Below are 22,600 nucleotides of genomic sequence, written 5' to 3' on the forward strand. Positions count from 1 at the left end.
ACCCTATGGTTGGATCGAACCTCTACCGTGATAGATATGGTATACTTATATGTACTGAAATTGAACCTACTTGAAAGTTTAGGGATGATGATATATATGAGCAGAGAGCACGAAAAGGTACAACAACCCTCGTTAGAGGACAAGCATGATGATGCGGTGGTAGAGAGAGCCAAGGTGGAACACAACACGGCCTTTTGGGATGTCAGAGCACTGTTGCATGAGCAGATTGAGGGCGAGAACATAAATGTGCACGTGCAAGAGATTTCCCCAGTATCGGATGTGAAAAAGGGGAGCGCCGCCCGCGAAGCGGCGCTCGCTGACTTGCAGGCAGCCGCGGCCTGCCTTCGTCAAGGAGAGACGGTTGCCTTCCCGACCGAGACGGTCTACGGCCTCGGCGCAGACGCGCGTAGCACAGAAGCAGTTGAGGCGGTATTTGCCGCCAAAGGCCGGCCATCCGATAATCCGCTGATTGTGCATATCGCGTACCGTGACCAGTTGCATGAACTGGTCACTGAGGTGAATGCAACGGCGGAAGCACTGATGGCGGCCTTCTGGCCGGGCCCGCTGACGCTGGTGCTGCCGGTTAGGCCAGGGGCGGTCTCCCCGCGGGTCACTGCCGGACTGGACACGGTGGCCGTGCGCATGCCGGACCACCCGGTGGCGCTGCCACTCATCGCGGCGGCGGCATGCCCCGTGGCTGCGCCAAGTGCGAACCGCTCCGGGCGGCCTAGCCCAACCCTCGCCTCACATGTGCGGGAGGATCTGGATGGCCGCATCGGCGGCATTGTGGACGGCGGCCCCACCGGGGTGGGCGTCGAGTCCACCGTGGTGCAGGCCGGTGACGACGGTACCGTCACCATCCTGCGCCCTGGCGGCATCACGGCGGAACAGCTGTCCGCCGTGGCCGCCCGTGTCGCCACGGACCCGGCGCTTCTATCCGAGGGGTCCGGTGGCGACAGCAACAGCCCGGCGCCGCGCTCGCCGGGCATGAAGTACACGCACTACGCACCCGCAGGGGCGCTGTGCGTGGTAGAGGGGCCGCCCGCAGCGGTGGCGGCCTGGACCCGCGCCGCCCTAGCGGAGGCGGCGCAGCGCGGAGAGCGCACCGCGGTGCTGGCGTTCGCCGAGCACGCGGAGCAGTACCGCGCCGATGCCGTATTCTCGCTGGGTGACGCCAGCGAGTTACAGGAAGCTGCGCGCAGGCTATACGCCGCGCTGCGCAGCTGCGATGAGCAGGGCGCCACATATATCGTGGCGGAAGCCTGCTCGCGCGAAGGGCTGGGAGCAGCCGTCATGAATCGGCTGCTCAAGGCGGCAGGCAACCAACTTATTCAAGTTGGCTGAGCCGCCTACCCCAACGCTCCTGGCCACAGGATCAGAAGCGAGCCTCAACTTTCGCAAGCATTCCTCTCGCTGCATACAGACGTAATGTTTAACGTAACAATCTATTATTTTCATATTAGCAAGGCGCGCTTTTGATCTGTTTTTTCATCGGAAGATTGTATCCATACTTCTTAGCTCCGTTTCCCTGTAACCGTCATGTTTGGGTTCTTGTCCGCATATCGTGTACAAGAACCTTATGTGACTTGGGGGTATGAGGATGTGGGATGTGTCTGCCCATGTAGGGCAGTTGGTAACCATTCTGATTATGGCGGTGGCACTGGGGCTTGATGCATTCTCGCTGGGCATCGGCATTGGCATGAAGGGTATACGGCTCCGGGATGTATTGAAAATTAGTACCGTTACGGCACTGTTTCATGTCATTATGCCGCTTGCTGGCATGTATATGGGCAAGTATGTCAGTTCTTTGCTGGGCAATATTACGAATTATGCAGCAGGCGGACTATTGGTACTGCTAGGCGCTCACATGATTTTGAATGCATTTCGTGAAGGGGAAACCAAGCTGGTCGATCATCGATCTTTACTGGGTATTCTTTTGTTTTCGCTTAGTGTCAGCGTCGATTCATTCTCTGTCGGGGTATCGCTCGGCATGTTCAGCAGTGATCTTGTCCTGACGATTCTGGCCTTTGGTTTCTGCGGCGGTTTGATGTCGATCATGGGTCTGCTTCTGGGACGTAGGGTGAGTCAGAATTTGGGAGATTACGGCGAAGCTGTAGGCGGGGCGATCTTGCTTGCCTTTGGACTTTTGTTTATATTTTAAAAATAAAGCGGTTGAACGATAAGATAGGCATATCACATCTTGATCATATGGGGAGGCTATTACAATGAAACATATTTTGTTTGTATGTACAGGAAACACGTGTCGCAGCCCCATGGCAGAAGGGCTTATGCGCAAACTCGCATCCGAGCGCGGTATCGAGGTAGATGTTCGTTCTGCAGGTGTGGCTGCGTCGTCAGGTATGCCGATATCACGCCATGCCGAAGCAGTTTTGAAAGATCATCAGGCTGAGGGCCCATCTCAGTCTACACAGCTTAGTGAAGAGTTGATCGAATGGGCTGATCTGATTCTGACGTTAACGCGGAGTCATAAGCAACATGTGATGCAGGTGTTCCCGGATTCTATTCAGAAGACGTACACGCTGAAAGAATATGCCGAGAATGATGCACAAGTGCTTCAAGATCTGGAGGCATTGGACAGCCTGTTTGCTTCGCTAGAGATGAAACGGGCCTTGGGCCAAGAGATTCTGGCATCGGAGCGAGAGCGTGCGATCGAAATTCGGCAGCGCATCCCAAGTTTCGATATCTCCGATCCATTTGGCGGTAACCGGGACGATTATAACATTGCGGCGGCAGAGATTCGTACAGCGATATCCAAACTTCTGGATAAGCTTGAATAATTCAGTTGTACCGAGACAAGATATAGAAACAGAACATGGAATGTAAATTAACCGTTGATTTTCAAGTGGGGTTGATTTATGATGAAGGGGAAAACAGGGATCCGGTGTAACTGGCGACGAAGTGGGCACAACCACAATGGAGCACCGGAACAAACGGCCGGTCGCCTGGGCAAAAGAGCAATTCTGCGTTACCCGCAGACTGCTCTTTTTTTCGTCTTTCATCTGATTTTTCGCTATAATAGTACCTGAAATGCCATGCAACGTATGCGTTGAGCAAAATGATCACAAGATGACGGGCATGATTTTATCGGGAGGCGATAGGATGACTATTGAATTGGATTCGGAACAACTCGGATTGCAGCAGCAGACAGCATCGATCCTGCGCGAACTGGCAATGGCCGGTAAGCTTGGGGCTGGCTATGTTGTTGTTATCGGCACGAGTACAAGCGAAGTTGCAGGTCGGCGCATTGGTACAAGTGGTGCCGTCGATGTGGCGGAGCAGTTGCTTGCGGGTATTCGCGAGGTGCAGACAGAGTTTGGTTTCGACACGGTATTCCAGTGCTGTGAACACTTGAACCGGGCGCTTGTCATGGAACGTGCATTGCTTCATCGGCTCGGATTAACGGAGGTTGGCGCTGTACCTGTGCCGAAAGCTGGGGGTTCTATGGCATCTACCGCTTATCGTTCACTGTCCGATCCATGTCTGGCTGAACATATTCAGGCTCATGCGGGTCTGGATATCGGGGAGACGATGATTGGAATGCATCTTCGCCATGTAGCGGTACCTTTTCGGACATCGCTTCGCTATATTGGTGAGGCTCGTGTCACAGCAGCACTTACACGTCCAAAGCTGATTGGCGGCGAACGTGCGGTTTATCGAATGGAAGAAGAGCCTAATGCTACTTTTTGTGACTAACGTATAAAGTGAAATGATGTTTACACGAAAACGGAGAGCGCAACACCAATCTGGAGAAGTAGCGCGTTCACGTTTTATCACCGGGTTTCCCCTTTGTCAAAAGGGGCTCAAAGAAATCTGGGGATAACAGTGATCGTAAGATGGTGATGCAATCGAAGTCAGGAGTGTAACCTGAAGGCTCGCTTTATAACTTCATTATAATTTAGGAGGAATTTAATCATGGAACAATTGCGCAAAAATGACCCTGCAGTACTGGAAGCAATGAATCTTGAACTGAAACGTCAACAGAACAACATCGAGCTGATCGCATCCGAGAACATCGTAAGTGAAGCGGTAATTGAAGCACTCGGCTCTGTCCTGACCAACAAGTATGCTGAAGGATATCCAGGCAAACGTTACTATGGTGGCTGTGAGCATGTCGATATCGTTGAAGATATCGCGCGTGATCGTGCGAAAGAATTGTTTGGTGCAGAACATGCGAACGTGCAACCGCACTCCGGAGCACAAGCGAACATGGCTGTATATCTGGCAGCATTGAAGCCTGGTGATACGGTTCTGGGTATGAACTTGGCGCATGGCGGTCACTTGACGCATGGTAGCCCGGTTAACGCTTCTGGTTTGTTGTACAACTTCGTTGCATACGGCGTGCAAGAAGATACATTCCTCATTGATTATGATGAAGTTCGCAAAGCAGCATTCAAACACCGCCCTCGTCTGATCGTAGCAGGCGCAAGTGCATACCCGCGTACGATTGATTTTGAAAAGCTGGCTTCTATCGCGAACGATGTTGGCGCGCTGTTCATGGTCGATATGGCACACATTGCAGGACTTGTTGCTGCTGGATTGCATCCTAACCCAGTGCCACATGCCCACTTCGTGACAACAACGACACACAAAACATTGCGCGGACCACGTGGCGGTATGATTCTGTGCCGCAAGTCCTGGGCAGCTGCTATTGATAAAGCGGTATTCCCGGGTTCCCAAGGTGGACCTTTGATGCACGTGATCGCTTCCAAAGCTGTAGCATTTGGTGAAGCTTTGCAGCCTTCATTCAAAACGTACGCTCAGAACGTAGTGAAAAACGCACAAGTGCTGGCTGAAACATTGATCGCTGAAGGATTGAACATCGTATCCGGCGGTACAGACAACCACTTGATGCTGATTGACACACGCAGCGTAAACATCACAGGTAAGGAAGCAGAGCATGTGCTTGATTCCATCGGCATTACCGTGAACAAAAACGCGATTCCATTCGATCCAACAAGTCCGTTCATCACAAGTGGTATCCGTATCGGTACACCTGCGGCGACTTCCCGCGGTATGGATGAAAAAGCAATGGTAGCGATCGGTAAGATCATTGCCAAAACACTTAAAAATCCAAAAGACACAGCAACACTTGATCAGGCGCGTGCAGAAGTAACTGCTCTGACGGATCAATACCCACTCTACACCGACCTTAAATACTAATACTGCCTCTTTTACTGCTAGAAAACATTGCTCGTGCTGTTTGGTTTTGAAGGTTGTTAAAATGGAATACAGATGAACGAAGTGGGCAGAATCAGGCTGTAGAAGCGGAGCGTTCGCATTTATCCCCGAATTTTTACCTACCTAAGGTGATTCATAAAATTCGGGGATAACGGCGATCGAAGGAGCATTCTGGTGGCGGAGTGGTATTGTATTACAAAAGAGCATTTTTAGTGTTCACACGTATTTTAAGCATTCAACTCACACAACAGCACGAGCAAACAGGACCGGATGAATCATTTTCCGGTCCTGTTTTTGTAGGATTCGCTTTTCTGTAATGATTAGGTGCCCTTTGATGGTGTAATTCAGTGTGGGTGATGATATAATATACAGGATTTATCGAGCCTGTGAATGACGGCTAGGTATATTTGGAAATGCTTAACTCATGAAGAACTTACCGGAGGGACAATTTAATGGGAAAATTAGTAATATGTGATCACCCCCTGATTCAACACAAACTGACGTTTATACGCGATATGCGTACGAATACGAAAGATTTTCGTGAATTGGTTGATGAAGTAGCCACGTTGATGGCTTACGAGATTACAAGAGACGTTGAGCTGGAATCGATCGACGTACAGACACCTGTAGCCGCAACACAAGGTAAGGTTATCTCTGGACGTATGCTTGGACTGGTGCCGATTCTGCGTGCGGGACTGGGGATGCTTGATGGCGTGGTGAAGTTGCTGCCAGCGGCGAAAGTAGGACATGTTGGCTTGTTCCGTGATCCGGAAACATTGCAACCGGTAGAATACTATACCAAGCTGCCTACAGATGTAACTGAACGCCAACTCATTGTGATTGACCCGATGCTTGCGACAGGCGGCTCGGCAATCGCAGCGATTGACGTGCTCAAAAAGCGCGGTTGCACGCAGATCAAAATGATGAACCTTGTTGCAGCACCAGAAGGAGTAAAAGCAGTACAAGATGCACATCCAGACGTAGACATCTATGTAGCTGCGCTTGACGACCGTTTGGATGATCACGGATATATCGTGCCAGGACTTGGCGATGCAGGAGACCGTTTGTACGGAACGAAATAAGCATATTTTCATGCGGATTAGAAAAGGGGCTTTGCTCGAATGTCCAAAAAAGTTAAAGTGATGACTATTTTCGGGGTGCGTCCGGAAGCGATCAAGATGGCTCCGCTTATTCTGGAATTGCAAAAACATCCCGAGTCTATTGAGTCGATTGTTTGCGTAACTGCGCAGCATCGCCAGATGCTGGATCAAGTTCTTGAAGTTTTCGACATTCATCCCGATTATGATCTGGATGTCATGAAAGATCGTCAGACACTGAATGAGATCACGATTCGTGTTCTTGGCGGTCTGGAGCCGGTTTTGCGTGAAGCTAAACCCGATATCGTGCTCGTTCACGGGGATACGCTGACTACATTTGTAGCCAGCTATGCAGCGTTCCTGCAACAGATTCAGGTAGGACATGTGGAAGCCGGTCTGCGGACATGGAACAAGCTGTCGCCTTACCCGGAAGAGATGAACCGTCAGCTGACGGGTGTTCTGGCCGATCTTCATTTCGCACCAACAGACTGGTCTTCTTCCAATCTTGCCAAGGAAAATAAACCGGAGTCTAGTACCTACGTCACAGGCAACACGGTAACGGATGTGTTTCAATATACAGTACGGGAGGATTACAAACACCCGGTACTTGATTGGGCACAAGGCAAACGCTTGGTGCTGATGACTGCTCATCGCCGTGAATCTCAAGGCGAGCCTCACCGCAACATTTTCCAGGCCGTCAAACGGATTGCTGACGAATTTGAAGATATTGCCATCGTGTACCCGGTGCACCCTAGTCCTGCTGTGAAGGAGCCGGCTCATGCGATTTTGGGGAATCATCCCCGTATTCAGTTAATTGATCCGCTAGACGTAGTGGATTTGCATAACTTTTACCCGCACACTCACTTGATCCTGACTGATTCAGGCGGTCTGCAGGAAGAAGCGCCTTCGTTTGGTGTGCCTGTTCTTGTATTGCGCGATACAACAGAGCGCCCGGAAGGCATTGAAGCGGGCACGCTCGAATTGGTAGGGACAGAAGAGGAACGTGTATATGAACGGACCAAGGCTCTGCTTACAGACGAAGCACTGTATGCAAGCATGAGTCAAGCTGCTAATCCATACGGTGATGGACATGCATCGGAAAGAATTGTCAATGCGATTTTGCACCATTTCGGCGTAAAAAGTGAACGTCCGGAATCATTTCACAGAAAGTTCAAAAAATAATTCACATTTTCTGTTGGATTTATAGAGGGGATAGCATACAGTTAAACTGTACGGTTTACGCGGGTTTATGGGCTTTATTAAGCGGTAGACCCGTCGTTTCTCCCTTTAAAACGCTAAAATCAATCAATTGACAAAGGCTCTCATCATTCAGTAAAATTAACTGGGATTGCAAGGGTGGCGTGGAAAATGGCCGATTCGAACAAACCAAATTCATCCCGTAACCATGATGAGAAGGTCTGGAAAGCAATGGGGCTCGTGACAGCTTTTGGGATCGAGATTGCCTTGCTCGCTGTTGCCGGATATTACGCTGGCTCGTGGTTGGACAGGACCATTGGAGGCAACGGAATATGGATCGCCGTAAGCGTTCTCTTTTTTCTTGCGGCAGGTGGGGTAAGCATTTACTTTATTGCTAAAAAATTCATGGGGGAAAGTGATGAGTGAACTAGCCAGATATCGCAGATGGATGACCGTTTCCGTCATGTATATTCTCATGATATGTTTTCTAACGGCTGCGTTTGCACCCCGTTTGGAAACGATTGCTTTGGGACTGGCCCTGGGTGTTAGCATCAGTTTGATTAATGCATTTTACCTGGGCTACAAGGTGAGGAAGATGTCCGATGATGCGGCAGAAGGTAATCTGAAGCGTGTGAACCTGGGATTTTTGACAAGAGCGGCGCTCGCAGTGCTTGGTATTTACATATCGATGCGCTTTCCGCAGTATTTCAATACATATGCGGTTGCAGGCGGTCTGGCCATTGCGCAATTTTCCTTATTAATTATAGGGATCATCATGTCCCGCAAAGCAGAGTGATTTTGAGTGTGGCAACTTTCAGGTAGAGAAAGGGGTGAGAAAAAAATATGCATGAAGCTCCAGTGATTATGCTTGGTGGATTTCATCTGGACTTGTCCGTACTATTGATGTTGATTGTAACCAGCGCCATTGTCTTCATTTTTGCCATCATCGCTACACGGAACCTGTCGGTGGATAATCCGGGAAAGCTGCAAAACTTTATGGAGTGGGCTGTTGAGTTCGTTCGTAATCTGATATCCAGTACGATGGACATGAAGAAAGGCAAACACTTTATTTCTCTCGCACTTACGATGATTTTGTTCATCTTCGTAGGAAATATGCTTGGACTTCCATTCCAGGCCGTTACCGATGTTAAGGATGTTAATGCAGCTACCGTTTTCGGGAAACCGATCGTTACAGCGGTTGAGGCTTATGAAAAGGCTCACGCGAAGGATCCAGAAGCGCATCCGCACATCGAGCTGGCTTGGTTCAAATCACCAACAGCTGACTTGTCCGTAACGATGGGACTAGCTCTCGTAGCCTTCCTCGTAGCACATGGACTCGGACTGTTCAAGAACACTAGAGGTTATCTGAAGCACTATGTGCAGCCTTACGCGCTGTTCCTTCCGATTAATATTATCGAGACGGCGTCCAAGCTGCTCACGCACGGCATGCGTTTGTTCGCGAATATTTTTGCGGGTGAGGTGCTGATTGCAACCATCCTCAAATTGACCAGCTTCAAAGTGCTGGGTGCGATTTTCGCAATACCGCTGCTTGCAGTGTGGCAAGGTTTCAGTATCTTTATCGGCGGAATTCAAGCTTTCGTTTTCGTCATTCTCATGATGGTGTACATTTCACAGACCATCGAAACGCACGAAGAACATTAAGTTTTAGACCTGCGGGGATCTCTCCATCAGGCTGAACAATAAAATTGATTTATAATTTTAAGGAGGATATACAAATGGGAGCAATGGCATTAATCGCAGCAGCAATTGTTGCAGGATTGGGCGCTTTCGGCGCAGGTATCGGTAACGGTATGGTAATTAGCAAAACAGTGGAAGGGATCGCTCGTCAACCAGAAGCGAAATCCACTCTGCAAACAACAATGTTCATCGGGGTAGGTTTGATCGAGGTATTGCCGATCATCGGTGTGGTACTCGCGTTCATGTTCTACGGTGCAGCTTAAGACATAACACAGTACGGCGGGGAAGGCTGGAGCCCTCCGCGCCTTCTTTTTAGCTAGAAACTTATCCTGTAAGGGATAACGGTTTAGGATACCTCCAGGAAGGAGTGAACAGATTGAGTTTCTTATGGGAAAATACGATTCTTGCGATTATCGCATTTTTGGTTTTATACTGGCTGCTTAGCCGCTATGCTTTCGGTCCGTTGTTCTCCATCATGGAAAAGCGTCGTGAACTCGTAATGAGCCAGATGAATGAGGCTGCTCAGACTCGGGAACAGGCGATTGCTTATGTGGAGGAGCAAAAGCAGGCTCTGGAACAAGCGCGCAAAGAAGCTCACGACATTATCGAACAGTCAAGACAAACGGGTGGCAAGCAAGCAGAATCCATTTTGGAAGATGCTAAGGCTGAAGCAACGCGTCTCAAAGACGATGCAGTACGTGAAATCGAGAGTGAGAAGAACAAAGCGGTTGCCGCGCTTCGCAGCGAACTGGGTACTGCTTCCGTTCAAATTGCTTCCAGATTGATCAAAAAAGAAGTTGAGAACGGTCCAGCACAAGAGGAACTTGTGAACCAATACCTCAATGAGGTAGGGGGCCGACAATGAGCCGCGATACGATTGTTGCCAAGCGTTATGCAAAAGCACTGTTCGAAGTTGCTCTTCAACAGCAGCAAGTGCTTGAAGTTGAACAGGAACTGCGTGCCGTTGTCAGTGGATTAACCGGAGATCAAGAAATTACCAAGTTTATTGTTTCTCCTAACATCTCTGATGAAGCCAAACAAAATGTGCTTCATGCAAGCCTTGATGGCAAAGTGTCCGAACCTGTCCTTCGCACGGTTTTGCTTCTGATTGAGCGTGGCCGCGTGGAATTGTTGCAAGACCTGTTGAACGATTATGTGAAAATCGAAGGGGATTCCCTTGGAATCGCCGATGCTCGCGTATACTCGACCTATGCATTGAATGAAGAAGAGAAAGAAGCGGTAGCCCGTGAGTTCGGTAGCCGTGTGAATAAAAAGATCCGTATCGAGAACATTGTTGATCCTGCACTGCTGGGCGGATTGAAAGTCGCCATTGGCGATACGATCTATGACGGCAGCTTGGCTGGCAAGCTCGAACGTCTTGAGCAGTCTTTTAACAGACGAGTACAGTAGATTGGGGTGAGGACACTTGAGTATCAAACCAGAAGAAATCAGTACATTAATTAAGAGTCAGATTGAACAATATAAGACGGATATCGATGTAGTCGAAGTTGGTACAGTTATTGAGGTTGGTGACGGGATCGCCCGTGTATACGGACTCGAGAATGTCATGTCCAACGAGTTGGTTGAGTTCCCAAGCGGTGTAATGGGCCTCGCCATGAACGTAGAAGAAAGCAATGTGGGTGTCGTTATCCTGGGACCTTACTCGGATATCCGTGAAGGAGACCAAGTAAAACGTACAGGTCAGATCATGCAAGTGCCAGTTGGCGAAGCGTTGATTGGACGCGTTGTGAACCCGCTCGGTATTCCAGTGGATGGCAAAGGGCCAATCGCTACAACGGAATTCCGTCCAGTAGAAGGTAAAGCACCTGGCGTTATGGATCGTAAATCGGTTCATGAGCCGATGCAAACAGGGATCAAAGCGATTGATGCGATGGTTCCAATCGGTCGCGGACAACGTGAATTGATCATCGGTGACCGTCAAACAGGTAAAACATCGATTGCGATCGATGCGATCCTGAACCAAAAAGGTAGCGGCATGAAATGTATCTATGTGGCTATTGGTCAGAAGCAGTCCACTGTTGCTCAGGTCGTAGAAACGTTGCGTCGCAGAGGCGCAATGGAATATACAATCGTAGTAACAGCATCCGCTTCGGATCCATCACCACTGCTCTACATTGCTCCGTATTCCGGTTGCTCCATGGGTGAATACTTCATGTACAAAGGCGAGCACGTGCTGGTAGTATATGATGACTTGACTAAACAAGCTGCAGCATATCGTGAGTTGTCCCTGTTGCTTCGTCGTCCTCCGGGCCGTGAAGCTTATCCAGGTGACGTATTCTACTTGCACTCTCGTTTGCTGGAGCGTGCTGCGAAGCTGAATGATGAACTTGGTGGTGGTTCTTTAACCGCTCTGCCATTCATTGAAACACAAGCTTCTGACGTATCTGCTTACATTCCGACTAACGTAATCTCCATTACGGACGGTCAAATCTTCTTGGAGTCCGATCTCTTTAATGCCGGACAACGTCCAGCGATCAACGTAGGTATCTCGGTATCCCGTGTCGGTGGTTCTGCACAGATCAAAGCGATGAAAAAGGTTGCAGGTTCCCTGCGTCTCGACCTCGCCCAATATCGTGAGTTGCAGGCGTTCTCTCAATTCGGTTCCGACTTGGATAAATCCACTCAGGCTCGCCTGAATCGTGGTGCTCGAATGATGGAAATCCTGAAGCAAGGTGTAAACCAGCCGCTTCCTGTAGAACAACAGGTTGTCAGCCTGTACACTGCAGTTAAAGGATACTTGGATGAAATTCCAACAGGTGATGTAACTCGTTTTGAGCGTGAGTTCCTTGCGTTCATGGAGAGCAACCATGAGGAAATCCTTGGCTCCATCCGTGATACAAAAGAATTGACAGCAGACAATGAGAATGCACTTAAAGATGCAATTGAGAAGTTCAGAAAGAGCTTCGCTGTCTCTATCTAAATAGATTCATGTAGCTGCGGAGTTGTTTAACCGATTCCGCATGTCTGCATGTGTAACTTTGACTCCGTCAAAGCAGGAATATGCTTACGAAGTAACTTTGGCTCTGCTAAAGTCAAGCTTATGCTTACGAAGTAGTTTTGACTATGTCAAAACTTTAAGGTGGTGAAATCATGGCAAAAGGCATGCGCGAAATTAAGCGGCAAATTAAAAGCGTACAAAGCACAAAGCAGATCACCAAAGCAATGGAGATGGTTGCAGCTGCAAAACTGCGTAAAGCGCAGGAAAAAGCAGAGGCAGCACGTCCTTATTCAGAGAAGCTGAAGGAAGTTGTGGCAAGTATCGCAACAAGCACGCAAGGCATTCAGCATCCTATGCTGGATAGCCGTCCGGTGAAAAAGACAGCATATCTGATCATTACATCGGACCGTGGTCTTGCGGGCGGATACAATGCGAATATTTTGCGTCAGGTTAACTTGACGCTGAAAGAGCGTCACAACTCTCAAGATGACTATGAATTGTTCGTTATCGGACGTAAAGGGCGCGATTATTTCAGACGTCGTGAAATGGCTATGGCTTCTACGATAACTGACCTGTCGGACTCACCTGCTTTCGCCGATATCAAATCCATCGCTCACGAAGCGGTTCACGGATTTGAGCTGGCTAAATTTGATGAATTGTACATCTGTTATAACCGCTTTGTAAATGCGTTGACCCAGATTCCAACGGTCGAAAAACTTCTTCCTATGGATACACCTGAGTTATCTGCTGCAGATGGACCGACTGCAAGCTACGAGTACGAACCTTCAGCTGAGGCTGTGCTGGAAGTTTTGCTTCCGCGTTACGCGGAGACATTGATTTACGGCGCTTTGTTGAACGGTAAAGCGAGTGAGCTGGGTGCGAAAATGACGGCAATGGGCAATGCAACCAAAAATGCATCTAAACTCATTAACGATCTGTCATTGACATATAACCGTGCCCGTCAAGCAGCGATTACGCAGGAGATTACGGAAATTGTGGCAGGTGCCAACGCAGCACAAGGCTAACCGTTTTTTATTTAATGAAGGCTTGCACTGCAAAAATGAATGAACGGAACTTTATTTTTGTCAAAGTAGCAGGCTTGTAGGAGGGGAACGTTAAGATGAACAAAGGACGCGTTGTGAGCATCATGGGTCCGGTTGTTGACGTCGAGTTTGATCGCGGCGGTCTGCCGGAAATCCTCAATGCCATTACGATCACTACAGCAACCGAAAGCGGCGTGAGTGTAAATCTTACACTCGAAGCTTCGAAACATCTGGGTGACAACCGGGTACGTTGTATCGCGATGTCCTCCACGGACGGTCTCGTACGTGGCATGGAAGCCGTAGATACTGGAGCTCCAATCTCTGTACCTGTCGGTGAAGCGACACTGGGCCGTGTATTTAACGTACTCGGCGAGGCAATTGATACTGGCGGTACAGTAGCAGCTGAACACAAAAACCCGATTCACCGCTCTGCTCCTGCATTCGATGAACTGACTACCCAAGCTGAAATGCTTGAAACAGGTATCAAAGTTATCGACTTGCTGGCTCCTTACGCAAAAGGTGGTAAAATCGGTCTGTTCGGTGGTGCTGGTGTAGGTAAAACAGTAACCATTCAGGAACTGATCAACAACATTGCGCAAGAACACGGTGGTATCTCCGTATTTGCCGGTGTTGGTGAGCGTACACGTGAAGGTAATGACTTGTATCACGAGATGAGTGATTCCGGCGTTATCAACAAAACAGCAATGGTCTTCGGACAAATGAATGAGCCACCAGGCGCACGTCTTCGTGTAGCCCTCACCGGTCTGACAATGGCGGAGTATTTCCGTGATGAAGAAGGCCGTGACGTGTTGCTCTTTATCGATAACATCTTCCGTTTCACCCAAGCGGGTTCAGAAGTATCTGCCTTGCTTGGACGTATGCCTTCCGCGGTAGGTTACCAGCCTACGCTGGCAACAGAAATGGGTCAATTGCAAGAGCGTATCACTTCAACGAAAAAAGGATCGGTTACATCCATCCAGGCGATCTACGTACCTGCGGATGACTACACTGACCCGGCTCCTGCAACAACGTTCGCTCACTTGGATGCAACAACCAACTTGGAGCGTAAAATTTCCGAGATGGGTATCTACCCAGCGGTAGATCCACTGGCATCCAGTTCCCGGATCTTGTCTCCTGAAGTTGTTGGCGAAGAGCACTATAGTGTTGCACAAGGTGTTAAACGTATCTTGGCACGTTATAACGAACTTCAAGATATCATTGCGATCCTGGGTATGGACGAGCTCAGCGAAGAAGACAGAGCGCTCGTTTATCGTGCGCGTAAAATTCAACGTTTCTTGTCCCAGCCTTTCCACGTTGCTGAAGCATTTAACGGTATTCCGGGTAAATACGTTCCGGTTAAAGAAACGGTGCGCAGCTTTAAAGAGATTCTCGAAGGCAAGCATGACGATCTGCCGGAAGCAGCATTCCTCTTCGTGGGTACGATTGAAGAGGCAGTGGAGAAAGCTAAAACACTGGTATAATCTGAGTCCAGGATTGTCCTTATGAAGCGAGCTATCCTTCGGATAGTTTCAGGAGGGATGGAATTGAGCACCTTTTTGTTGGAAATCGTAACACCTGAGCGTCTTGTGTATTCACAACAAGTGGATAGCATCATTGCTCGTGGCATTGAAGGGGAACTGGGAATTCTCCCTGGTCATATCCCGATGGTCACACCTTTACAGATTGCACCAATCATGATCAAAAACGGAAAAGAGAACAAGCAGGTTGCCATTGGCGGCGGCTTTATCGAAGTACGTAAAGATAAGGTTGTTGTACTCGCGGAAAGTGCCGAATTCCCGGAAAGTATTGATGTGGATCGTGCGCGTGCGGCTAAAGAGCGGGCAGAACGTCGGCTTGCCAGCCAGAACAATCAGGACCACTTTGATCACCGCCGTGCAGAGATTGCTTTGCAAAAAGCGGTTAACCGGATTAACGTATACGGAAAATAAAGTGATTTATGGAACCCGGTGGCCTAGTCTACCGGGTTCTTTTAATCTTTTACAAGGAAATCAAATTAATGTGAGTACAAGTATAGTAAGTATAGTAACCATTACTACATTATTTTTGGATTTGAACATTAGAGAGTGTTCTCTTTATATGGCATGAATGACTTAGATTCACCTTTCGATGATCAGGTGAATAACATGTAGGACTTAAGTAGTATGGGCATATCCCCCACATAGAACTAATTTTAAGAGATTTAGTTGAATTATTTCCGAGGAAATGACAGAATCGATATCGTTGTAACGCTCTTTTATGTCGTTTTAGTTACACAATGCTGACGGATAATAATTAAAATGTTTTTGGAGTGGAAATCAATGTAGTTGACAAGTAATAGTGAAACAGCCTATATTCCTTAGAGTCAGCAGATGCAAGAAGTTGGATACTAGATTTCCTTCATCATGTTCAGCTGATTTGTTGTAGCTTGGTCATGTAGGCATCAGATGATCTTGTCAATTCGAGGGATGCCTGACAGTTGAACAGACATGTTTTCTACTTCGGACATTCCTGTGTACTAACAAGTTATGGGGGCAAGGCATATGATATGCCGATCGTTGCAACAATGAAGGTGGAGGTAAGAAGATATGGGTAATGATCTGGCGAATCAGGTGAACCAGACATTGAGCACCAACAGCCTGATCTCAATTGTCGTTTCTCTTATATGTATAGCGATTACGTGGTGGTCATTGCAAAATCTGAAATTGGATTTAGTGATCAGACAGCCGAAGGGTCCTCAGGGAAGACTGTTACATTTGTTGCTCGCCATTATTTTAGGGCATGCCGTTGCAGGCTTTGTTATTGATTATTTGTCCTGGACTCAAATGTTAAGAAATTTGTTTTAATGTTGAGATGGTTGGTTAATCATCTGTTAGGTTCTTCAAGCGGCTCATTGTCGAATAACATCGATTAATTGTGTTAACAATTAGAGTATGAGCTGTCGGCCAATAATGTAAGAAATAAATGTGAACGTTTAATGGAACGAATTTGAAGCGAATATGTAAAAAATGCTTGTATCGTACAATTCAACAATGTTATGATGGAAGTTAGGGAATTCACAATTTTTCACTAATTATGTAGGTTATAAAGGGGATATCCGGTAGTTGCCGGCTAAAAAACATCCCAAAAGGTCTGTTCCGGTGCTAAGATGGGTTTTTTAATGAATTTTACAAGCCATGAAGCAGGGTTTACAGACACATGGTATCATCGATATGAATTATACAAACCAATTCTTTTCTGATCAGACATCTGTGCGTATATGCCAGAATTTGTCGAAATTCCACACACAGCAACAGTCCTTTCTACCACAGTGGGGCTTACGTATTCCGGAATGAGGAAAAGGGAATAAAAGCGCGGAGGGAACCATGATGAGCAAATTTATCGTCCGCGGTGGCAAAAGGTTGACCGGAAGTGTCAAAGTTAGCGGCGCTAAAAATTCTGTTCTTCCGATCATCGCTGCCTCTCTCTTAGGGGAAGAAGGACAAAGCGTTATTATTGACGCACCTCCTCTAGACGATGTGATGACGATTAACAAAGTGTTGGAATCGCTAGGAGCGGGAGTTACATACCGGGACGAAGTGATTACCGTAAATGCGGAGAACCTTACTTCCTGTGAAGCCCCGTATGAATGGGTTAGTAAAATGCGGGCGTCTTTTCTGGTCATGGGGCCTTTGTTGACGCGTTTGGGTCAAACAAGAATCTCACTGCCTGGGGGATGTGCCATCGGTACACGACCGATTGATCAGCATCTCAAAGGGTTTGAAGCCATGGGAGCCGAGATTAGCTTGGGCCAAGGTTATATCGAAGCACGTAGCCAAGGGCGGTTACGTGGGGCGAAAATTTATCTGGATGTGGCTTCCGTGGGTGCCACTCAAAATATTATGATGGCCGCAACTTTGGCCGAAGGTGTAACGGTTCTGGAGAATGCGGCGAAAGAACCTGAGATTGTCGATCTGGCTAACTTCCTGAACGGAATGGGTGCAAAAGTTCGCGGAGCCGGTACAGGCGTCATTCGTATTGAAGGTGTAGAGAAACTGTCCGGTGTTAAGCATACGGTAATCCCGGATCGTGTGGAAGCAGGTACGTATATGGCTGCCGCAGCAATCTCTGGTGGTGACGTATATGTTGAAGGTGCCATCTCCGACCACTTGGGCTCCGTTATTGCGAAGCTTGAAGAAATGGGAGTAACCGTACAGCCTGACGAGAATGGTGTGCGTGTCATTGCAGACCGTCCACTCAAAGCAGTGGATGTCAAAACGTTACCATACCCAGGATTCCCGACAGATATGCAATCCCAAATGATGGCTTTGTTACTGGCATCCGAAGGAACGAGCGTTGTGACGGAGACGGTTTTTGAGAACCGCTTTATGCACGTTGATGAGTTCCAACTGATGAATGCCGAGATCAAAGTGGAAGGAAGATCCTCCATCATTACAGGCAATGCTAAGCTGAAAGGTGCTAAAGTGACAGCTACAGACCTGCGCGCAGGAGCTGCTCTGATCATTGCTGGCTTGGTTGCTGAAGGCACAACGGAGGTAGGTGGTGTGCATCACATCGACCGAGGTTATGTACATTTGGCAGAAAAGTTAAATGGCCTTGGCGCAGATATCTACCGAATTTCGGTGGAAGAGCCTAAGCTGGATGCAGTTAAGGCACCTAGCGAAAAGGTTGAGGAAGAAGTTCCTATGTTTAAAGTACAACCAACTTGGGTGTAAATCCTCGTTTAAATCACATAGTGTTATTTCTGATAGCTGCCGTACAGTGTAGAATATACAGGAACAAGATTAAATGGATCATATCCGTTTGATGATGAAGCTAAGCCTCCGGGCTTGGCTTCTTTTTGTTTTTTACAATTTCAAAAGATATATGAGGATGGTCTGTTAAGGACCTGATTCTATTAATACCTGATCCTAACTTTGTATAACATAACCATCTATGTTTGTATCTAATCTGACCATATGAAAGGCCGGTTATTCCATAACCATTGATCGGGCTTCACTTTGCAACCCGCGTAGTAGCGGTGCTTTAAGGGATCTGAACAAGTAATGGAAGAAGTGCTTATTAGGTAGCAACGGTTCCCGTTTCTCTTAAATCCGGTTCTATCAGATCGAGTGAACTCATATCTTAAACTATGGAATTGAGAAAAGAACCAGCCATACCATGCCCATATACAACGGAGGGGTATCACGGATGAAAGAAGCTCGTGTACAGGTAAAAGTACCTCTTGTCCCGCGGCCCGGGATGCAGGGATCAGAGGAGAGTACGACGCAGGATGCAGACCTGGACAGGCTGGCTCCTGATAAGAAGACAGGTAACCCGCTACAGATGGCGAAGATGCACGTAGTGATAGGGAGCAAGCGGGAAACGTTACATGTTAAACCCGGGAAATATGTTACAGAGGAATTGAGAGAGGAAGCCACAGAACATATCCATATGCCTCTTATTGAGTTGGATGCGTTTCGTAAGGTAAAGCGTCGTCGTATGCGTACCTTTGGTCGTAGTCACCGCTGGGGACGTCACCCAGGGCGGTGGCAGCCTGCAGCAGCTGTATCAGCACTGCTTGTTCTGGCGATATGCATTCCGGTCATCCTGGTGTGGCCGCGTGCAGGGGAGCAGATAAAACCAAAGCCCACTCCTACAGAGACGAATCCTAGCACGGGTCTAAAGACTCCTGATCCTGTATCTGCAACGCCTGTAAGCTATCCTGAGCCGAAGGTGCGTGTTTACTTGTCTGCTACCGGGACAACGCTTGAATTGCCGCTTGAGTCGTATGTGACGGGAGTAGTCGCTGCCGAGATGCCAGCTGAGTTCAGACTGGAAGCATTGAAAGCTCAGGCGATAGCCGCTCGCACATTTATCGTCAGAAGAATGGCCGCAAATGATACAAGCGGCGTGCCTTCAGGTGAAGCCGACGTGACGGATACGATTAATCATCAGGTCTTCCTTCCACCCGATCAGGTCAAGGCGGATTGGACAAGGTTAGGTAAAGCGAAGGAATGGGAAAAACTTCAGCAGGCCGTTCGTGAAAGCCGAGATGCAGTTATGACGTATCAAGGCCGCGCGATCACAGCATCCTTTTTCTCAACCAGCAATGGATATACGGAAAATGCAGAGGATGTGTGGGGCAACGTGGTTCCCTATCTAAAAAGTGTGGCTAGCCCGTGGGATAAAAAGCTTGCACCGGGTTTCGAAGAAACGATCACGTTGAAGCGCAGTGAAATTTTGCAAAAGATGAACCTGGATGCGATTCCGGTGTCAGCAAATAAGAACGGTTCTTGGATCAACGTGTTATCTACGACAAAAGGGCATCGTATTAAAGAAATACAGATTGCAGGCGAAACATTCAGTGGCCCGGAAGTCCGCAAACGTCTCGGGCTCAGATCCAGCCAGTTCAGCTGGAAAACTGTTGGGGATGAAGTACAGATCACAACGTACGGTTACGGTCATGGAGTGGGTATGAGTCAATGGGGAGCGAATGGCATGGCGCAAGAGGGACACACGGCTACAGAGATTCTGAAACATTATTACACGGGAATCTCTTTCGGACAGGCATCCAAGATGCTAGCCTCAAAACAGGAGAGATGACTGATTGATGACTATGGTGGATGTTTCTCTGTTACCCTCCCGTTCCGGAGCTTTTAAGATTTGGCTATATATGTGTAAAGTGAGAGCATACGGAGAGCGCAGGGGACAGAAAAGACCTGTAGAAGCGAAGCTGAAAGCTTTTTGAAAAAAAGCTGCATCGGAAGCAACTTGCCTTTACTACCGGATTTCACCTTTGAAAAAGGAGATAGAAGAAATCTGATAGTAACCTGCGGTCGGAAGGTTTTCTGGCCTCGGAGCGGTGCACGTACTAACATTGTTCTCCAATATATAGCATTCTTTGAAAGCTGTGTGAAAATTTTTAGAGTCGCGCGTGTATAAAAGAGTTGCACCCGGTAACACTTGTTACTGAGGTGATCAAGATGAATGAAAACAACAAAAAAACAATCCAAGAAGAAACTCCTAAAACAACACAAGGAGTACCGGCAGCTCAGCCCTCTTCATGGAGAAAAGCAATGTCCAAACGTTGGGTTTTCCCGGCAGTCTACATCGCAGCAGCAGGCATTATACTAACTCTAGTGTGGGTCTATCAGGGAACAGGCGATAAAGCACTGAACCCGGACTCTCCTAAAGAAACAGTAGAATCGGGTGCAGCGAGCAACCAAGGAGCCGTTACAGGTGGGGATCAGGAAAGTGTGGAAGTTGTTGCAAAGTCGGAAAATTTTGTTTGGCCCGTAGCATCTTCGTCCGAGATTTCGGTCGTGAAACCTTTCTATGACAACGAGGCTTCAAGTGAAGAGCATGAGGCAGCGATGGTGCAGTACAATGACACATTTATTCCGAATACAGGTGTCGACCTGGCACGCGGCGATAACAAATCATTTGAAGTTAGAGCAGCACTCAGCGGAAAAGTTACACGTGTTGAGCAAAACCCGCTTACAGGTCAAGTGGTGGAGATTACTCACGGCGATAACCTGAAAACCGTATACCAAAGCCTTGCGGACGTCAAAGTAAAACAGGACGATGAAGTGAAGCAAGGAGATGCGATTGCATCTGCCGGTGTGAGCGAGCTTGGCAAAAACCTGGGGAACCACCTTCACTTTGAAGTGTATGAAGATGGCCAGCCAGTGAACCCGCAAGGATATCTTCCGGAAAAATAAATGATTTTTACCGTACTAACATGATGGGCAGGGGTGAATAACCTCTGCTTTTTTTATGCTTTTCAGAAAATAATGGGACCTTCGAAGCTTGTCACACCTCTAAACCGCGAATATATAGGCATGCTCCTCATATAATGTACCAAACTATCCACACAGTAGGGAGGCGGGAGCGTGCACGATTACATCAAGGAACGGACTATCAAAATTGGTCGCTGCATTGTTGAGACAAGAAATACGGTCCGTACCATTGCCAAAGAATTCGGCGTGTCAAAGAGTACTGTGCATAAGGATCTGACGGAGCGTCTGCCGGAAATCAACCCTGATCTTGCTGACCAGGTCAAACACATTTTGGAATATCATAAGTCGATCCGTCATTTGCGGGGCGGTGAAGCGACTAAGATCAAGTACAAAAAAACGAGTGGAAAAAAACGTGAGGTGCTGGCTTCCGCCAAATCATAAGCAAGTTCTTCGAGAACTAGGCCAAAAAGCTCACAGTATGGATTGAATCCCTCCCCTGAAGTATGATATGTTAAAAGCTGGTACAGGATCGAATTATGACATCTTATCAGCCCGATTTTTACATATATATGTTGCACTTTGTCGAACGAGCGGTGACGTGATAAGAGACACTTTTTCACAGGATACGCTGACCAAATAATATCACTTTGGGGGCTCTTTTATGTTTAGCAAGGATATCGGTATTGATCTTGGCACGGCTAACGTGCTTATTCACGTGAAAGGAAGCGGAGTTGTGCTCAATGAACCTTCCGTCGTGACCATTGAAAGCGATACGAAGCGTGTCCTTGCTGTCGGGGAAGAGGCGCGTCGTATGGTAGGGCGTACGCCGGGTAACATTGTTGCCATTAGACCGCTGCGCGATGGCGTTATTGCGGACTTCGAAATTACGGAAGCGATGCTTAGACACTTCATTAGTCGTGTAGGGGCAAGAAGCTGGTATAGCCACCCGCGAATTTTGATCTGTGCACCAACGAATATCACTTCTGTAGAGCAGAAGGCCATCCGTGAAGCAGCGGAGCGCAGCGGTGCCAAAGAAGTATTCCTGGAAGAAGAGCCGAAAGCGGCAGCCATCGGAGCAGGCATGGATATATTCCAGCCGAGCGGCAATATGGTCGTGGATATCGGCGGCGGAACGACTGACGTTGCAGTCCTGTCTATGGGCGACGTAGTCACCGCCTCTTCTATTAAAGTTGCGGGGGACAAGTTCGACGAAGCGATTATCAAGTATATTAAAGCCAAATACAAACTCATGATCGGAGAACGTACAGCCGAAGATATCAAAATCGCGATTGGCACCGTTAACCCGGCGGGTCTTCAAGCCGAGATGGACGTTCGCGGCCGCGATATGGTAACCGGTCTGCCGGTTACAGTCACTGTGTCAGGTAGTGAAGTGCAGGAAGCGCTATGGGATTCCGTGCAATCCATTATCGTTGCGGCCAAGTCGGTACTGGAGCGCACACCACCTGAACTGTCTGCGGATATTATCGACCGTGGTGTCGTTTTGACTGGTGGAGGTGCATTGCTGAACGGATTGGATGAACTGTTGTCCAATGAATTGCATGTTCCGGTATGGGTTGCAGAGGATCCGATGCACTGCGTCGTAAAAGGAACAGGAATCATGCTGAATAATTTGGACCAAGTGGTTAAGAAAAAGTTCTAGTCTGCCGATATAAAAAGCAGGCAGGTTCA

Annotated in this window: 23 protein-coding genes and 1 riboswitch; all 23 genes read left to right on the forward strand. The window is 48.1% G+C overall.

Going from position 1 to position 22,600, the window contains the following annotated elements:
• Positions 1 to 84 precede the first annotated feature (84 nt).
• Complete coding sequence (locus tag M3629_RS19020) at positions 85 to 1,344, forward strand: L-threonylcarbamoyladenylate synthase (protein WP_251509463.1); 1,260 nt, start codon at positions 85 to 87, stop codon at positions 1,342 to 1,344.
• 256 nt (positions 1,345 to 1,600) lie between these two features.
• A complete protein-coding gene (locus M3629_RS19025; protein WP_090922831.1) occupies positions 1,601 to 2,161 on the forward strand; it encodes a manganese efflux pump MntP in 561 nt (186 codons plus the stop codon).
• Between the two features lie 64 nt (positions 2,162 to 2,225).
• Positions 2,226 to 2,798 (forward strand): low molecular weight protein arginine phosphatase, encoded by a 573-nt coding sequence (locus tag M3629_RS19030; RefSeq protein ID WP_251509465.1) that lies wholly within the window; start codon positions 2,226 to 2,228, stop codon positions 2,796 to 2,798.
• Positions 2,799 to 2,894: 96 nt separating this feature from the next.
• Positions 2,895 to 2,976, forward strand: a riboswitch (ZMP/ZTP riboswitch).
• A gap of 144 nt (positions 2,977 to 3,120) precedes the next feature.
• Positions 3,121 to 3,714 carry a TIGR01440 family protein gene (locus M3629_RS19035; RefSeq protein ID WP_251509467.1) on the forward strand — a complete coding sequence of 198 codons (594 nt, stop codon included), beginning with the start codon at positions 3,121 to 3,123 and terminating at the stop codon, positions 3,712 to 3,714.
• Positions 3,715 to 3,933: 219 nt separating this feature from the next.
• On the forward strand, positions 3,934 to 5,181 hold the full coding sequence (glyA, locus tag M3629_RS19040) for a serine hydroxymethyltransferase (protein ID WP_167375780.1): 1,248 nt from the start codon (positions 3,934 to 3,936) through the stop codon (positions 5,179 to 5,181).
• Positions 5,182 to 5,651: 470 nt separating this feature from the next.
• The gene (upp, locus tag M3629_RS19045) at positions 5,652 to 6,281 is read left to right on the forward strand and encodes a uracil phosphoribosyltransferase (protein WP_090922856.1); all 630 of its coding nucleotides are present in this window, start codon (positions 5,652 to 5,654) and stop codon (positions 6,279 to 6,281) included.
• A 39-nt stretch (positions 6,282 to 6,320) separates the two neighbouring features.
• Positions 6,321 to 7,478: a non-hydrolyzing UDP-N-acetylglucosamine 2-epimerase gene (gene wecB / locus M3629_RS19050; protein WP_251509470.1), complete on the forward strand. Its 1,158-nt coding sequence runs from the start codon at positions 6,321 to 6,323 to the stop codon at positions 7,476 to 7,478.
• 186 nt (positions 7,479 to 7,664) lie between these two features.
• Positions 7,665 to 7,919: an AtpZ/AtpI family protein gene (locus tag M3629_RS19055; RefSeq protein ID WP_251509472.1), complete on the forward strand. Its 255-nt coding sequence runs from the start codon at positions 7,665 to 7,667 to the stop codon at positions 7,917 to 7,919.
• The gene (locus M3629_RS19060) at positions 7,912 to 8,289 is read left to right on the forward strand and encodes an ATP synthase subunit I (RefSeq protein ID WP_090922862.1); all 378 of its coding nucleotides are present in this window, start codon (positions 7,912 to 7,914) and stop codon (positions 8,287 to 8,289) included. Before M3629_RS19055 ends, M3629_RS19060 begins: the two co-directional genes overlap by 8 nt.
• Before the next feature lie 47 nt (positions 8,290 to 8,336).
• Positions 8,337 to 9,155, forward strand: a complete 819-nt coding sequence (gene atpB, locus M3629_RS19065; protein ID WP_090922864.1) for a F0F1 ATP synthase subunit A — start codon at positions 8,337 to 8,339, stop codon at positions 9,153 to 9,155.
• A 74-nt stretch (positions 9,156 to 9,229) separates the two neighbouring features.
• Positions 9,230 to 9,454: a F0F1 ATP synthase subunit C gene (gene atpE, locus M3629_RS19070; protein ID WP_090922866.1), complete on the forward strand. Its 225-nt coding sequence runs from the start codon at positions 9,230 to 9,232 to the stop codon at positions 9,452 to 9,454.
• A 113-nt stretch (positions 9,455 to 9,567) separates the two neighbouring features.
• Positions 9,568 to 10,056 carry a F0F1 ATP synthase subunit B gene (atpF, locus tag M3629_RS19075; protein ID WP_251509474.1) on the forward strand — a complete coding sequence of 163 codons (489 nt, stop codon included), beginning with the start codon at positions 9,568 to 9,570 and terminating at the stop codon, positions 10,054 to 10,056.
• Entirely contained in the window at positions 10,053 to 10,601 is a 549-nt protein-coding gene (locus tag M3629_RS19080) for a F0F1 ATP synthase subunit delta (protein WP_251509476.1), read from the forward strand. The genes atpF and M3629_RS19080 overlap by 4 nt, the downstream gene beginning before the upstream one ends.
• Positions 10,602 to 10,617: 16 nt before the next feature.
• Positions 10,618 to 12,132: a F0F1 ATP synthase subunit alpha gene (atpA, locus tag M3629_RS19085; RefSeq protein ID WP_251509478.1), complete on the forward strand. Its 1,515-nt coding sequence runs from the start codon at positions 10,618 to 10,620 to the stop codon at positions 12,130 to 12,132.
• A 170-nt stretch (positions 12,133 to 12,302) separates the two neighbouring features.
• Positions 12,303 to 13,175 carry an ATP synthase F1 subunit gamma gene (gene atpG, locus M3629_RS19090; RefSeq protein ID WP_123065308.1) on the forward strand — a complete coding sequence of 291 codons (873 nt, stop codon included), beginning with the start codon at positions 12,303 to 12,305 and terminating at the stop codon, positions 13,173 to 13,175.
• A gap of 95 nt (positions 13,176 to 13,270) precedes the next feature.
• Complete coding sequence (gene atpD / locus M3629_RS19095; protein ID WP_123065309.1) at positions 13,271 to 14,674, forward strand: F0F1 ATP synthase subunit beta; 1,404 nt, start codon at positions 13,271 to 13,273, stop codon at positions 14,672 to 14,674.
• A gap of 63 nt (positions 14,675 to 14,737) precedes the next feature.
• Entirely contained in the window at positions 14,738 to 15,142 is a 405-nt protein-coding gene (locus tag M3629_RS19100) for a F0F1 ATP synthase subunit epsilon (protein WP_251509480.1), read from the forward strand.
• Between the two features lie 636 nt (positions 15,143 to 15,778).
• Complete coding sequence (locus M3629_RS19105) at positions 15,779 to 16,036, forward strand: DUF1146 family protein (protein WP_090922880.1); 258 nt, start codon at positions 15,779 to 15,781, stop codon at positions 16,034 to 16,036.
• Positions 16,037 to 16,558: 522 nt separating this feature from the next.
• Positions 16,559 to 17,905: a UDP-N-acetylglucosamine 1-carboxyvinyltransferase gene (gene murA / locus M3629_RS19110; protein WP_145334457.1), complete on the forward strand. Its 1,347-nt coding sequence runs from the start codon at positions 16,559 to 16,561 to the stop codon at positions 17,903 to 17,905.
• Between the two features lie 475 nt (positions 17,906 to 18,380).
• Positions 18,381 to 19,775: a stage II sporulation protein D gene (spoIID, locus tag M3629_RS19115; protein ID WP_251509482.1), complete on the forward strand. Its 1,395-nt coding sequence runs from the start codon at positions 18,381 to 18,383 to the stop codon at positions 19,773 to 19,775.
• A gap of 380 nt (positions 19,776 to 20,155) precedes the next feature.
• Positions 20,156 to 20,893 carry a M23 family metallopeptidase gene (locus M3629_RS19120; protein WP_251509484.1) on the forward strand — a complete coding sequence of 246 codons (738 nt, stop codon included), beginning with the start codon at positions 20,156 to 20,158 and terminating at the stop codon, positions 20,891 to 20,893.
• A gap of 171 nt (positions 20,894 to 21,064) precedes the next feature.
• On the forward strand, positions 21,065 to 21,352 hold the full coding sequence (gene spoIIID, locus M3629_RS19125) for a sporulation transcriptional regulator SpoIIID (RefSeq protein WP_024632710.1): 288 nt from the start codon (positions 21,065 to 21,067) through the stop codon (positions 21,350 to 21,352).
• Between the two features lie 220 nt (positions 21,353 to 21,572).
• Complete coding sequence (locus M3629_RS19130) at positions 21,573 to 22,571, forward strand: rod shape-determining protein (RefSeq protein WP_145334462.1); 999 nt, start codon at positions 21,573 to 21,575, stop codon at positions 22,569 to 22,571.
• The last annotated feature ends 29 nt before the right edge of the window (positions 22,572 to 22,600 follow it).

Source organism: Paenibacillus polysaccharolyticus, from assembly GCF_023714295.1.
Classification (GTDB): domain Bacteria; phylum Bacillota; class Bacilli; order Paenibacillales; family Paenibacillaceae; genus Paenibacillus; species Paenibacillus polysaccharolyticus_A.

Excerpts from the sequence above, each read along its gene's own strand:
- M3629_RS19025 (WP_090922831.1), top strand. The coding sequence starts at position 1,601 with ATGTGGGATGTGTCTGCCCATGTAGGGCAGTTGGTAACCATTCTGATT.
- spoIID (WP_251509482.1), top strand. The coding sequence starts at position 18,381 with ATGAAAGAAGCTCGTGTACAGGTAAAAGTACCTCTTGTCCCGCGGCCC.
- M3629_RS19120 (WP_251509484.1), top strand. The coding sequence starts at position 20,156 with ATGAATGAAAACAACAAAAAAACAATCCAAGAAGAAACTCCTAAAACA.
- M3629_RS19035 (WP_251509467.1), top strand. The coding sequence starts at position 3,121 with ATGACTATTGAATTGGATTCGGAACAACTCGGATTGCAGCAGCAGACA.
- glyA (WP_167375780.1), top strand. The coding sequence starts at position 3,934 with ATGGAACAATTGCGCAAAAATGACCCTGCAGTACTGGAAGCAATGAAT.
- M3629_RS19020 (WP_251509463.1), top strand. The coding sequence starts at position 85 with ATGATGATATATATGAGCAGAGAGCACGAAAAGGTACAACAACCCTCG.
- M3629_RS19130 (WP_145334462.1), top strand. The coding sequence starts at position 21,573 with ATGTTTAGCAAGGATATCGGTATTGATCTTGGCACGGCTAACGTGCTT.
- upp (WP_090922856.1), top strand. The coding sequence starts at position 5,652 with ATGGGAAAATTAGTAATATGTGATCACCCCCTGATTCAACACAAACTG.
- M3629_RS19080 (WP_251509476.1), top strand. The coding sequence starts at position 10,053 with ATGAGCCGCGATACGATTGTTGCCAAGCGTTATGCAAAAGCACTGTTC.
- M3629_RS19030 (WP_251509465.1), top strand. The coding sequence starts at position 2,226 with ATGAAACATATTTTGTTTGTATGTACAGGAAACACGTGTCGCAGCCCC.
- atpE (WP_090922866.1), top strand. The coding sequence starts at position 9,230 with ATGGGAGCAATGGCATTAATCGCAGCAGCAATTGTTGCAGGATTGGGC.
- M3629_RS19055 (WP_251509472.1), top strand. The coding sequence starts at position 7,665 with ATGGCCGATTCGAACAAACCAAATTCATCCCGTAACCATGATGAGAAG.
- murA (WP_145334457.1), top strand. The coding sequence starts at position 16,559 with ATGAGCAAATTTATCGTCCGCGGTGGCAAAAGGTTGACCGGAAGTGTC.
- M3629_RS19105 (WP_090922880.1), top strand. The coding sequence starts at position 15,779 with ATGGGTAATGATCTGGCGAATCAGGTGAACCAGACATTGAGCACCAAC.
- atpG (WP_123065308.1), top strand. The coding sequence starts at position 12,303 with ATGGCAAAAGGCATGCGCGAAATTAAGCGGCAAATTAAAAGCGTACAA.
- wecB (WP_251509470.1), top strand. The coding sequence starts at position 6,321 with ATGTCCAAAAAAGTTAAAGTGATGACTATTTTCGGGGTGCGTCCGGAA.
- atpD (WP_123065309.1), top strand. The coding sequence starts at position 13,271 with ATGAACAAAGGACGCGTTGTGAGCATCATGGGTCCGGTTGTTGACGTC.
- M3629_RS19060 (WP_090922862.1), top strand. The coding sequence starts at position 7,912 with ATGAGTGAACTAGCCAGATATCGCAGATGGATGACCGTTTCCGTCATG.
- atpB (WP_090922864.1), top strand. The coding sequence starts at position 8,337 with ATGCATGAAGCTCCAGTGATTATGCTTGGTGGATTTCATCTGGACTTG.